At 35.5% G+C, this 13,707-nt stretch carries 12 protein-coding genes; all 12 read left to right on the top strand.

The annotated features are described in order from the left end of the window. Position 1: 1 nt before the first annotated feature. The 12 genes from HMPREF9456_RS13235 (at position 2) to HMPREF9456_RS13180 (ending at position 13,661) form a co-directional block, all read left to right on the top strand. On the top strand, positions 2-1,219 hold the full coding sequence (locus HMPREF9456_RS13235) for a quaternary amine ABC transporter ATP-binding protein (RefSeq protein WP_006844045.1): 1,218 nt from the start codon (positions 2-4) through the stop codon (positions 1,217-1,219). 2 nt (positions 1,220-1,221) lie between these two features. Further along, positions 1,222-2,103 carry an ABC transporter permease gene (locus tag HMPREF9456_RS13230; protein WP_006844044.1) on the top strand — a complete coding sequence of 294 codons (882 nt, stop codon included), beginning with the start codon at positions 1,222-1,224 and terminating at the stop codon, positions 2,101-2,103. Continuing rightward, positions 2,100-2,918 carry a glycine betaine ABC transporter substrate-binding protein gene (locus HMPREF9456_RS13225; protein ID WP_006844043.1) on the top strand — a complete coding sequence of 273 codons (819 nt, stop codon included), beginning with the start codon at positions 2,100-2,102 and terminating at the stop codon, positions 2,916-2,918. Before HMPREF9456_RS13230 ends, HMPREF9456_RS13225 begins: the two co-directional genes overlap by 4 nt. A gap of 850 nt (positions 2,919-3,768) precedes the next feature. Next, positions 3,769-4,977, top strand: a complete 1,209-nt coding sequence (locus HMPREF9456_RS13220) for a tyrosine-type recombinase/integrase (RefSeq protein WP_006844042.1) — start codon at positions 3,769-3,771, stop codon at positions 4,975-4,977. A 425-nt stretch (positions 4,978-5,402) separates the two neighbouring features. Then, positions 5,403-5,936 (top strand): UpxY family transcription antiterminator, encoded by a 534-nt coding sequence (locus HMPREF9456_RS13215; protein WP_006844041.1) that lies wholly within the window; start codon positions 5,403-5,405, stop codon positions 5,934-5,936. Between the two features lie 33 nt (positions 5,937-5,969). Next, the gene (locus tag HMPREF9456_RS13210) at positions 5,970-7,127 is read left to right on the top strand and encodes an MraY family glycosyltransferase (protein ID WP_006844040.1); all 1,158 of its coding nucleotides are present in this window, start codon (positions 5,970-5,972) and stop codon (positions 7,125-7,127) included. Beyond that, the gene (locus HMPREF9456_RS13205) at positions 7,124-7,924 is read left to right on the top strand and encodes a polysaccharide biosynthesis/export family protein (RefSeq protein ID WP_006844039.1); all 801 of its coding nucleotides are present in this window, start codon (positions 7,124-7,126) and stop codon (positions 7,922-7,924) included. Before HMPREF9456_RS13210 ends, HMPREF9456_RS13205 begins: the two co-directional genes overlap by 4 nt. An 18-nt stretch (positions 7,925-7,942) precedes the next feature. Then, positions 7,943-10,357: a GumC family protein gene (locus HMPREF9456_RS13200; RefSeq protein WP_006844038.1), complete on the top strand. Its 2,415-nt coding sequence runs from the start codon at positions 7,943-7,945 to the stop codon at positions 10,355-10,357. Between the two features lie 46 nt (positions 10,358-10,403). Beyond that, on the top strand, positions 10,404-11,288 hold the full coding sequence (gene rfbA, locus HMPREF9456_RS13195) for a glucose-1-phosphate thymidylyltransferase RfbA (RefSeq protein WP_026177089.1): 885 nt from the start codon (positions 10,404-10,406) through the stop codon (positions 11,286-11,288). A 3-nt stretch (positions 11,289-11,291) separates the two neighbouring features. Next, entirely contained in the window at positions 11,292-11,885 is a 594-nt protein-coding gene (gene rfbC, locus HMPREF9456_RS13190; RefSeq protein ID WP_006844036.1) for a dTDP-4-dehydrorhamnose 3,5-epimerase, read from the top strand. Positions 11,886-11,939: 54 nt separating this feature from the next. Then, a complete protein-coding gene (gene rfbB, locus HMPREF9456_RS13185) occupies positions 11,940-13,004 on the top strand; it encodes a dTDP-glucose 4,6-dehydratase (protein ID WP_006844035.1) in 1,065 nt (354 codons plus the stop codon). Positions 13,005-13,037: 33 nt separating this feature from the next. Further along, complete coding sequence (locus HMPREF9456_RS13180) at positions 13,038-13,661, top strand: acyltransferase (protein ID WP_006844034.1); 624 nt, start codon at positions 13,038-13,040, stop codon at positions 13,659-13,661. Positions 13,662-13,707: the final 46 nt, after the last annotated feature.

Raw genomic sequence — 13,707 nt, 5'->3', positions numbered from 1 at the left:
TATGAATAAAATAGAAATGAAGAACTTGTTTCTAATATTTGGAACAGCCAAGAAACAAGCTCTAAGAATGCTGAAAAGCGGAAAATCAAAAAAAGAAATTCACCAAAGAACAAAATGCACAATTGCAGTGAATAATGTAAGTCTTTCGATAAAAGAAAGCGAAATATTTGTTGTAATGGGTTTGTCGGGCAGTGGAAAATCGTCCTTGCTGAGGTGTTTTAATATGTTGAATGTACCAACATCGGGAAGTATTTTTATCGATGGAGAAGATATAACAAAAATGAATAAATCTAAGTTGTTGAATCTTCGTAGAAAAAAAGTAGGAATGGTTTTTCAGAATTTTGGACTTCTGCCTCATAAAACAATAATAGACAATGTTGCTTTTGGACTCGAAATTCAGGATATGAATCTTAAAGAGCGTTATGAAAAAGCAAAAGAAATAATAAAAATTGTTGGTCTATCCGGCTATGAGAATGAATACCCTTATCAACTGAGTGGCGGAATGCAGCAGCGTGTTGGAATTGCCCGAGCCATAGCAACCGATTCCCAGATTCTCTTAATGGATGAAGCTTTTAGCGCATTAGACCCGCTGATTAGATCACAGATGCAAGATGACCTGTTGGACATTCAACAAAAACTAAAAAAGACCATCATCTTTATTACACACGACCTTGATGAGGCTTTAAAGTTAGGTAATACTATTGCTATTATGAAAGATGGAGTGATCGTTCAGCAAGGTAGTCCGGAGGATATCTTAATGAATCCAGCCGATGATTATGTGAAAGCTTTTATCGGAAATGTTGATTTATCTAAAATTATAACAGCATCTACAATAATGGAGCCTTTTAGGGCAAAAGTGCAGTTAGGAAAGGATGGTTTGGCATCGGCATTGAGGTTGATGGAGCGCCATACCTTGCGTTTTGTAGCTGTTATAGGCGAGGATAACAAGTTTAAGGGTTATGTGAGAAAGAAAGATGTTGAACGTAAAATTGCTTCCGGAGAAAAAGGATTGGAATCTATATTGATGGATATTCCAAAAGTGATGGAAGATCACTCCGTATCGGATATGCTCCCATTGTTTATAAATCAAAAATACCCTTTGGCTGTAGTTGATTGTAATGAGAGGCTAATAGGCTGTATAAGATACTCTGATGTCGTGGCTATGGTTACAGGATACGATGAAGAAGCAGTGAAAGAAATAATAGAAAATGCAAGTTAAATATGAATAAACTAGATATAGGTAAGTATATAGAACGTTTTGTAGATTGGTTGTCAGATACAGCAGCACCGTTCTTTCGTCAGATAACTATTATGATAGATAATAGCGTTGATGTATTACAAGAATTGCTCGGATATGTTCCGTTCTACATGATTATTGCTGTTGTGGCACTGATCGCTTTTATTATTAAAAAGAAATCGTTAGGAAATGATAAAGCTTGGCAAGGTAATATAACAACATTGATAGGATTCCCACTCTTTTGTGTTTTAGGACTTTTGCTTATTTACTGGATGGGCTTTTGGGAACAAACAATGGATACGTTTATCCTGGTATTGGTAGCTACACTTATCGTTTTAACGATAGGCATACCTCTAGGTATATGGTGTGCATATAATAAAAGAGCTTATGCAATAATTCGTCCATTACTAGATTTTATGCAAACAATGCCGGCTTTCGTTTATTTGATTCCGGCAATTCTATTCTTTTCGGTAGGTAATGTGCCGGGTGTTTTGGCTACGGTTATTTTTTCATTGCCTCCGGCTGTTCGGATGACAGCTTTAGGAATAAAAAGTGTACCTAAAGAGGTTGTGGAAGCTTCTGTTGCCTTTGGTTGTACAAGACGTCAGACTTTGTTTAAGGTGCAGATGCCATTGGCTATGACGACGATTTTGGCTGGTATTAATCAGGTAATTATGTTGTCTCTATCAATGGTAGTTATTGCCTCAATGGTAGGAGCCGGAGGATTGGGCGAAAGTGTATATGCAGGTATTCAGCAGGCCGATGTTGCTTTGGGTTTCGAAGCAGGTCTTTGTATTGTGATATTAGCAATTATATTAGATAGAATGACACAGCTTTTAGGAAAAGAAAAGGAGGAACAAAAATGAATAAAATAATATGTATTCTACTTTCTGTTTTATTGCTTGGGGCTACATCATGCGAGCCTCGTCATAAACAAGATGTCCTAATATTATATCCCAACTGGGCGGAGGGTATCGCTATTACATATTTGGCAAAGGTTATGTTGGAGAATAAAGGGTATACTGTAACCTTAAAGCGTATAGAACCAGGGCCAATTTATACCGCTCTATCTCGTGGCGATGCTGATATATATATGGATGCATGGCTTCCACATACACAAAAGGATTATTGGGCTAAATACGGGCACAAATTAGATGTATTAGGAACTATTTTTGACGACGGTATAACCGGGCTTGTTGTTCCTGCCTACGTTAATATTGAGTCTATAGAAGAGTTGAATGAAAATAAAGACAAGTTTGATAAAAAAATCTACGGAATTGCCGCAGGAGCAGGGATTCATGCTAATACAGAAAAAGCAATAAAAGCCTATAATCTTGATTATTCGCAGATTTCCTCTTCCGAAACGTCTATGATAACAGCCTTGAAAAAGGCAGACAAAAATAAAGAATGGATTGTAATAACAGGTTGGAAACCCCACTTTATGTGGACTGAATTTGAACTTAAAAAATTGAGTGATCCAAAAGGTATATATCCTACAGATAATATTCAGGTTATATCTCGGCGTGGGTTTAAAGAAGATAAGCCCGATATAGCTGCTTTTTTCGAGAGTTTTAAATTAGATGACAAGCTATTACACGAACTGATAATTGATGTAAGTATGCATAAAGATCCTCAAGTTGGAGCTAAAGTCTTTTTTGAGAAGCACCCGACTTTTCTGTAATAAGAAAAGAGGGGTGGAGGAGGGAGCTTTACATATACAAATAAGGAAACTGCACAACATTGCAAAATGAGCATATTTATATCTTCAAAAAACAATTAATGATAAATGAAAATTAATCATCCTTAACAACAATTATGCAAACGGAATGATAAGATATACAAGATGCTAAAAAATAAATGCAAACTTACCAATAGTATTCAAAAAGAAATCATAAAATGCCAAAAATAAACCTTTCAGACAAGGGAATGTATTAAATTTGCGATTCGAAAAAAATCTGTTTTCCTGGGTTGTAAAATGCCTGTTGATTTACGGTTTGATCTAAAAAATAGAGAATATGTTGGGTTATAAATTTAGAGATACATAAATAAGATTAAATGATTACCGCTTCCTCGAAGTTGTATTGTCCCTGATGTTTTCAAATTGAAAGGGATTTCAGTTATAGGAATATCAAAAAGACTTTAATAGTGTATAGAATTATTATGGAAGCAGCAAGATGAACTGTTTCCAAGGAGTATAATAGCAAACAGTATGCAAATCGTGAATTTAAACTATCGTTCGAATTCAACTAAAAGCTAAACTGTGATAAGCGTTATAAAAAGAAACCAAAGGTTTTCGACCTATGTATTTTTGAATGAGGAAAATGAAAAATTTTCCTCATTCCATATATGAATAGTGTCTTTTGGTGAAATATGACAAGTCTCAAATAGGTATATCAGATAATATTAAAAAATATACTAAGATTCTATTATTTGAGCTAAAGTCAATAGGCGATTAGTCTTTTGCCTATCCATATCCGTTGACAGAAAACAAAGCAAAGTAATATAAATAATTAGTTTTCAATTAGTAAATCATGACATCAGTAAAAGTAAAAATGAGACCTTCCATTGTCGAAAATAAGGAAGGAACAGTCTATTATCAACTTATCCATAATCGAGTAACCAGGCAGATAAATACAGATTATAAAATCTTTCCTGGTGAGTGGAACAAGCGTAGTGCAAATATTATCTTGCCTCTGTTTGATGAAAGCAGAAAGAATTATCTTCTGTCTATAAAAGAAAAGATAATATGGGATACTGAAAGGCTTGCAAATATTATAGAGGTATTTAGTAAAAGAGGAGTTTCTTATACCGCAGATGAGGTTGTCTCAAGTTTTGAAAAGCAGATTCAAGGGACTTCCTTTTTTGTCTTTATGCAGCAGTTGATTGTTCGATTCAAACAATTTGGTAGAATTAGAACAAGTGAGACATATAAAACTACCTTAAATAGTTTTATGCATTTTAGAAATGGAAAAGATTTATATCCTTACGACATTAATTCGGAACTAATGACAGAGTATGAGGCTTACTTAAGATCAAGTGGTGTAAGTCAGAATACCTCATCATTTTATATGAGGATACTTCGAGCTGCCTATAATCGTAGTGTTGAGAAAGGCCTGGCTGAACAAAAATATCCATTCAAATATGTATATACCGGCATTGAAAAAACGATTAAAAGAGCAGTTTCTTTTAAAGTTATTAAGCAAATCAGAGATTTGAATCTGGCTCCTTTTTCAACATTGGATTATGTACGTGATATGTTTCTATTTAGTTTCTATACAAGAGGAATGTCATTTGTGGATATGGCTTACCTCAAGAAGAAAGATCTCTCAGGAGGAGTGCTATCATATCGTAGAAAAAAAACAGGGCAGCAACTATTTATTAAATGGGAACAGTGTATGCAGGATATAGTAGATAAGTACCCGCCTAATGAATCCTCATATTTGCTTCCCATTATTAGACGTGCGGACAAAGAAGAGAGAACTCAATATAAGAATGCTTCTTGCCTTGTAAACCGTAATCTGAAAATTATTGGAAGCAAATTAGGACTATCCATTCCTTTAACTATGTATGTGGCTCGTCATTCATGGGCAAGCATAGCTAAAAGTAAGAATATTCCTGTTACGGTAATAAGTGAAGGAATGGGGCATGATTCAGAAATAACCACACAGATCTATCTAGCTGCATTAGATACATCTATAATAGATAGGGCTAACAATATGATACTTAAATCCCTTTTGTAGTATTAAAATGATTTTTTAACTAGGTATCTCTTGCTAAGAGATATGTTTAATACTGCAAAAGTATACAAAATATTGAAAACAAGAAGATAGTTCTGAAGCTTTTTTTTAAGGAAGTTATTTAAAATATAAATATGTTTAGTGAAAGCTTTCTATCTGTTTGTGTATATACTTGATAAATAATCTAATACAATAAAAACATATCTCTTAGCAAGAGATGTACATACAGCTAGATCATAACTACTTATAGAGAACTTTATTTAACACATAAGTGTGTTGTAAATAAATAAAAAATCTGCTGTATTATATACTTTGTATCTATAACTAATTGAAATACATTGTATTGTAATATTTCATGGAACCAGAGCTATGCTCGTATATGAAATAAAACCTATAAAGTCCCAGATAATAACACACTATTCATTCTTATGTATAAGCAAGAGATTCCAAGTTGGTACGCTATGCGTGCGATATTCCGCAAAGAAATGGATACGAAAAAAATATTGGATAAGGAATGTATTAGGAGTTTCATTCCTATGCATTATACACTTACCATGAAAAATGGTCGTAAAGTCAGAGAACTGGTTCCTGCTATTACGAATTTGATCTTTGTTCACGCCACCCCAACAGTTATTAAAGAAGTCAAGTCAAAAACCGAATACCTTCAGTACATTACAGATTCGAGGAGTAAAGAAAAAATTATAGTTCCTGATGATCAAATGAAACGTTTCATTGCTGTAGCTAGTATTTGCCACGAAAAAATGACTTACCTAAAACCAGAAGAAGTCGATTTGAGAAAAGGCACATTGGTGCGGGTACTTGGTGGTCCTTTTGATGGCATCGAAGGTGTTTTTGTGAAAGTAAAGGGTGTGCGAAGCAGGCGGGTGGTAGTTCTTATACAAGGTATTGCTGCTGTTGTAACTGCCGAGATAGAAACTGACCTGATAGAAGTTATATCATAAGATAGAAGAATAAACTAATCTAATTTTAATAGAATGTATTACTGGATCATAAATATCGGTTTGGTTTTCTTCCTTTGCATATTTTTTGCAGGGATACTCATTCCAAATATTCTGCTTATTGCTTTTCGAAAAAAGTTGTTTGACCTACCGGATGAGAGAAAAATTCATCATGGAATGATCCCCAGACTTGGAGGCCTAGCCTTCAATCCTGCTATCTTCTTTTCCATTTCTTTATTGCTTGGTCTTGATTTTATTTTAGGAGAACCAGATATTCTTATGCAACAAGGAAGTAACGTTCCTGAATTGCTGTTTGGCTTCTGCGCCAGCACAATACTCTATTTAGTCGGAATCGCGGATGACTTGATAGGGGTTCGTTATCGTACTAAATTTATTATCCAGATACTATGTGGCGTTATACTAATTGCCGGAGGAGTGTGGATAAACAATTTGTATGGTATATGTGGTGTTTACGGATTGTCGGAATGGATAGGATATCCTTTAACTATTTTAGTCATTGTATTTGTTATCAACTCAATCAATCTTATCGATGGTATTGACGGTCTAGCATCCGGACTGAGTGGAGCAGCTTTGCTTTTTTACGGACTAATTTATATTTACCTCGAGCAGTGGCTTTTTGCTATGCTGGCTTTTGCTGCATTGGGAGCTCTCATACCATTTTTTTATTACAACGTCTTTGGCAATGTTAACCATGGCAAGAAAATATTCATGGGAGACACTGGTAGCTTAACAATAGGAATCATTTTATGTATTCTTAGTATAAAGATATTAAACCAACCCGTAGATAGTGCAGCTTCGTTCAATCCTGCTGTATTGGCATTTGCACCTTTAATAATTCCATGCTTTGATGTAATGAGAGTCTTTATAAGTCGCATACGTATGAAAAAGCATCCTTTTATGCCTGACAAAAGTCATATACATCATAAGCTTCTGGCGGCAGGAATCTGTCAGCGAGCAGCAATGATAATTATAATTTCAGTATCGTTAATATTTACTTTGTATAATATCATCCTATCGCAATATGTTGACGTAAGCCTACTTTTGATTATCAACATCATTTTATGGATGCTGGGTAATATGTGGCTGGCATTCAAAATTAAAAGGCGCGAACTAAAGCTCTCTATCCTCGAAACAGACAATAATCTCAAAAAACAATCCATTTATAAATTATGAGAATACAACATTTCTTATTTGTGTTGATGGCTTCCGTCATCTTAAATTCTTGTGGATCAACACAAAATATTAGTTACTTTCAAGACTTACAGCAAGAAGTACCGGGGGAAATACTGAACCCGATAAAAATAACAATAAAGACAGATGATAAGATATCAATAGTGATAAGTAGTAAGGATTCTCAGTTAGCAGAACTATTTAACTTACCTATCGTTGCCCATCGTGTAGGGCAGTCGCAAAGCCCGTCATTGAATCAAAATCAGCAAATATCAAATTATACAGTAAGCTCATCGGGGGAAATCGATTTTCCGGTATTAGGCAAAATACATGTTGATGGAATGACTCGAGAAGAGATTGCTGGTTATATAAAAAATGAACTGTTATCAAAGAACCTGCTTAAAGATCCGGTGGTGACTGTAGAGTTCTCCAACCTTTCTATTTCAGTTTTAGGAGAGGTAAATACTCCAGGACGGTATAATATAGACCGAGATAAAGTTACTTTACTCGATGCCCTCGGAATGGCAGGAGATCTAACAATTTATGGAAAACGTGAAAATGTTCTCGTTTTACGTCAGATGGCAGGTAAGCAGATTCCTTATAAGGTAAATCTAAATTCGGGGCATGATATGTATGCTTCACCTGTTTATTATCTGCAACAAAATGATGTAGTTTATGTGGAACCTAATAAAACACGGGCACGTCAGTCAACCGTTAATGGCAACAATGTCATATCCACTTCTTTTTGGCTATCAGTTGCCTCTTTAATAACTACACTCACTGTACTCATTGTCAAATAAAAAAGAAAAAATACATAAATGACTTCAGTTCAGCATAATAAAACAGAGCGGAAACAGACGGAAGATCTTATCCGTCTACAAGATTTATTATACTTATGCCTTTTCAGATGGCGTTGGTTTGTAATATCTCTTTTTATAACACTTAGTATTGCAACCTTTTATATATTAACAACTCCTCCAATATATATTCGTTCGGCGTCTATTCTTATAAAAGAAGACTCGAAAAGTCAATCCATATCGAGCGATGTCGCTTCTATGTTTGCTGACTTTGGGTTGTCTCAACCCAATACAAACGTAAACAATGAATTAATAGCTATACAGTCTCCCGCTATCATTCTGGAAACAGTAAAGCGATTACATTTGGATGTAAACTATCAGATTAAAGATGCTTTTTATAAAAAAGTCTTATATGGTCCAGATCTCCCAATCACAGTTTCTTTTACCGATCTGGCAGATAATGAATCTGCGGAACTTATTATAAAATTGTTGGCTGATGGGACATTTGAATGCTCAGACTTTGCATGCGACAATAAGGATATTGCAAACAACGTTATCAAAGGCAAGCTTAATGATACAATTGATACTCCATTAGGAAAAATAATAGTATTCCCAACTTCGTATTACACTAAAACAGAGATGCCTCTGATTTATATTTCCCGTACTAACTTATACAGTGCTACAGATTTGTTCAAACAGAATTTGACAGCATCTTTAAGTGAGGAGAAAGCAACCGTTATAGACCTCTCTTATAAAGATGTTTCCACACAACGGGCAGAAGATGTGTTGAATACATTAATATCCGTTTATAAAGAAAATTGGGTGAAAGACAGGAATCTTATAACTGTTAGTACCAGCCTCTTTATCACTGATCGTCTGAGTGGAATTGAACGCGAATTGGGTGATGTGGATGAAGATATTTCTTCTTATAAAAGACAAAATCTGGTGCCGGATGTAGATGCTGCCTCTAGTATGTATATGGCTCAGTCGAGGGAGACAAGTAATCTTATGCTGGATTTGAATACCCGATTATCGATGGCTCGTTACATGCGCAATCATTTGATGACTTCTACGAACAACAACCAGCTGATTCCTGCAAATTCAGGTATCGAGAGTGCTAGCGTTGAAAATCAAATAACGGAATACAATACCATTCAATTGCAGCGTAACAATTTGGTTTCTAATAGTAGCGAACAGAATCCTTTGGTTGTAGATTTAGATCAGTCTCTTCAATCTATGCGTAAAGCGATTGTTTCATCGATAGATAATCTTACCGTAAGCTTAAATACTCAAATAAAAAATTTACAGAGTAACGAACAAGAGACAACTGCTCAAATAGCCGCCAACCCTGATCAAGCAAAATATCTACTTTCTGTAGGACGACAACAGAAAGTAAAAGAGGCTCTTTATTTATTTTTATTACAGAAACGCGAAGAAAATGAATTATCTCAGGCCTTTATTGCATACAATACACGTATGATAACCCCTCCTTATGGTAATTTGAATTCGATAGCACCTCAAAAAAGAAATATATTATTAGTTGCTTTTGTATTAGGTCTCCTTATTCCGCTAGTCATAATATTTATCCGAGAGAATACGAATTCTACAATACGGGGTCGAAAAGATTTAGATAATCTAATCTTACCTTTTATAGGTGAAATTCCGCTTTTCTATCCTCCGAAACGTGGTTGGCGATTCTGGAAAAAACAACCCGATGAGAGTAAAGTGGTCGTAAAAGAAGAGAATAGAGATGTCATCAATGAAGCATTTCGTGTCTTACGCACCAATCTTGAATTTATGACAGCGAAGAAGGACAATTTGAATGTCATTATTTTAACGTCGTTTAATCCCGGTAGTGGTAAAACATTCCTGACAATAAACATGGCTATCAGTTTGGCTATAAAAGGTAAAAAAGTATTGGTTATCGACGGTGATTTGCGGTATGGTTCTACTTCCTCTTTTGTTAATTCACCCAAGCAGGGTTTGAGTAACTATCTAGGGAAACAAATCGACAATATAAATGATACAATTATTGTCGACGAAAAATATACAAACCTTAGTATTTTACCGGTGGGTACTATTCCTCCGAATCCTACAGAATTACTATTCGAAGAACGTTTAGAAATATTGATAAACGATATGCGTGGTAAATATGATTATATATTTATCGACTGTCCACCAATAGATATTGTAGCAGATACCCAAATTATTGAAAGGCTTGCAGATAGAACTCTTTTTGTTGTTCGTGCAGGATTGTTGGAACGAAGCATGCTCTCCGATTTGAATAACATCTACAGGGAAGAACGATTCAAAAATATGGCTCTGATCCTGAATGGTACAACCAGTAGTATTGGATACCATAAATATGGCTATCGTTATGGCTATCAATATGGTTATTACGGATTCAATAGTCAAACAAAGAAAAGAGGAAAATAATAATTTGATTTTTACACATAATAGAAAATTTTTAAAAAACTTTAAGATGAAAGGAATAGTATTGGCTGGTGGCTCGGGTACAAGATTATATCCGATAACCAAGGGAGTAAGTAAGCAACTCCTTCCCATTTATGATAAGCCCATGATTTATTATCCCATATCGGTTTTGATGCTTGCCGGAATACGAGAAATATTGATCATATCAACCCCTGTCGATTTACCCGGATTCAGACGCTTATTGGGCAATGGATCAGATTATGGTGTGCATTTTCAATATGCAGAACAGCCCTCACCCGACGGGCTGGCACAAGCCTTTATTATCGGTGAAGAATTTATCGGAAATGATTCAGCTTGTCTTGTACTTGGAGATAATATTTTTCATGGAACAGGTTTCTCCGCATCACTCAAGGAAGCAGTACGAGATGCAGAGGACCAAGGCGTTGCTACTGTATTTGGGTATCGGGTTGATGATCCGGAACGATACGGTGTTGCCGAATTCGATTCAGAGGGAAATTGTTTATCGATTGAAGAAAAACCACAGAAGCCTAAATCCAACTATGCAGTTGTAGGACTCTATTTTTATCCAAACAAAGTAGTAGACGTTGCAAAAAATATCAAACCATCTGCTCGTGGAGAGTTGGAGATCACGACCGTTAATCAAAAGTTCCTTCAAGATAAAAGCCTTAAAGTGAAGACGCTGGGACGTGGATTTGCTTGGTTCGATACCGGCACTCACGATTCACTAGCCGAAGCATCTATTTTTGTGGAAGTTATAGAAAAACGACAAGGTTTGAAGATCGCTTGCCTTGAAAGCATTGCTTTGCAAAAAGGATGGATTAACCAAGAACAGATGTGTACTTTGGCTGCACCAATGATCAAAAATCAATACGGACAATATTTAATGAAAATGATAGAAGAAATAGAACAATAAGCAATGGTGAATATAATAACAACTCAAATAAAAGATGTAGTAATCATCGAGCCTAAAATATTCGGAGATGATAGGGGATACTTTTTTGAAAGCTATAATCAGGCTGAATTTAATACATCCATTCGCACAGTGCATTTTGTGCAGGACAATGAGTCTAAATCGTGTTACGGAGTTTTAAGGGGACTGCATTTTCAAAAACCACCCTTTGCACAGAGTAAGCTGGTACGTGTTATCGAAGGCGAAGTATTGGATGTGGCGGTAGATATACGCCGCAATTCGCCTACATTCGGTAAACATGTTGCTGTGATACTATCGGGAGAGAATCACCGTCAGCTATTTATTCCACGTGGTTTTGCACATGGTTTTGTCGTACTAAGCAATGAAGCTGTATTTCAGTATAAATGTGATAATTCTTATTCACCGCAATCGGAGGGGGCTATTGCATGGAATGATCCGGAGATTGGTATTGATTGGATTGTAGCTCCTGAAGATATAATTCTTTCGGAAAAAGATACTCGACATCCATTTCTCAAGGATGCAACCCAACTGTTTGATTATAATATCGATTACTACACCGAAACATCCGAAAGTATATAAATATACCTATTCTGATAGTATATTATTTTAACAAACAATCAATTGATTCTAAAAATGAAAAATATTATAATTACCGGAGGCGCTGGTTTTATAGGTTCACACGTTGTCCGTCTGTTTGTGAACAAATATCCCGAATACAATATCATCAATCTCGATAACCTCACTTATGCCGGCAATCTGTCCAACCTCAAGGATATAGAAGACAAATCCAATTATACGTTCATTAAAGGAGATATTTGCAACTTCGATTTGGTTATGCAGCTATTAAAGGAATATCACGTAGATGGTATTATTCATTTGGCTGCTGAAAGCCATGTTGATCGCTCAATCAAAGATCCATTTACTTTTGCTCGTACCAATGTGATGGGTACTCTTAGCCTGTTACAAGCCGCAAAATCATATTGGGAAGCATTGCCCGAAGGTTATGAAGGTAAGCAGTTTTACCATATCTCTACCGACGAAGTATATGGTGCTCTGATGTTTGACGATACGCTATTTACAGAAGATACGAAGTATGACCCTCATAGTCCATATTCAGCATCTAAAGCTAGTAGCGATCATTTTGTACGTGCATTTCACGATACTTATGGCATGCCTGTAATAGTAACAAACTGCTCTAACAATTACGGTCCATACCAATTTCCGGAGAAGTTGATTCCTTTATTTATCAATAATATTATTCACCGGAAGCCACTCCCTGTATACGGAAAAGGCGAAAATGTACGTGACTGGCTCTATGTTGTGGATCATGCCCGTGCGATTGATGTTATATTCCATCATGGGAAAAATGCTGAAACCTATAATATAGGAGGTTTTAATGAATGGAAAAATATAGATATCATCAAGGTTATTATCAAGACCGTTGATCGTTTATTAGGTAATGCCGAAGATCACTCTCTCGATCTGATTACATACGTAACCGATCGTAAAGGACATGATTTACGTTATGCTATCGACTCAAGTAAGCTCAAAAGCGAACTAGGGTGGGAGCCTAGTCTCCAATTTGAAGAAGGCATAGAGATTACAGTGCGTTGGTATCTTGATAATAAGGAATGGATGGATAATGTCACTTCCGGAGAGTATCAGAAATACTACGAAAGCATGTATAATGAAAAATAAAATTCAAATACTTATTTATATTTTAACATTTTTATGAAAGCAAATTTATTTGATATATATCATTATGGAATTATAAAGATTAATAGTTTACTATATAGAACTATCTGGCGACCTTTTTTCGGATCATTAGGTAAAGGTACAAATATTATTAAGCCCAGGATTATGAATCCGCGTCGTATTTATATAGGTCGGAATTGTTCAATAGAACATTTTGTATGGTTAGGTGTCGTTCGACAGTTTTATTCAAAAGTCAAAAATCCGTATTTGATACTAGAAGATGAAGTCAAAGTCGGACGGTTTTCTGAGATATTTGCGCATACATCAATTACGTTACATAAAGGAGTCCGAGCTGCCGACAATGTATACATTTCTGATAATACTCATACTTATGATGATATCAATATCCCAATAGTCAAACAAGAGATCAAATTTGTAAATGCTGTTGAGATAGGAGAATACAGTTGGATTGGAAGGAATGTTTGTATAATCGGGTCAACGATAGGAAAACACTGTATTATTGCAGCCGGAGCATTTGTTAGCAGAATGAATATTCCTGATTATTGCGTCGTTGTTGGTAATCCTGCTTATATAATAAAACGTTACAATACCGAGACTGAAAAATGGGAAAAGACCGATAAAAAGGGAAATTTTATCTGAAGAAATTATGTTACACGAAAAATTACGAAAGTTAAGATGCAAAATA

The organism is Dysgonomonas mossii DSM 22836 (assembly GCF_000213575.1).
Lineage (GTDB): Bacteria > Bacteroidota > Bacteroidia > Bacteroidales > Dysgonomonadaceae > Dysgonomonas > Dysgonomonas mossii.
The sequence above is the reverse complement of the archived record's forward strand: the minus strand, read 5'-3'. Positions and strand labels throughout refer to the sequence as shown.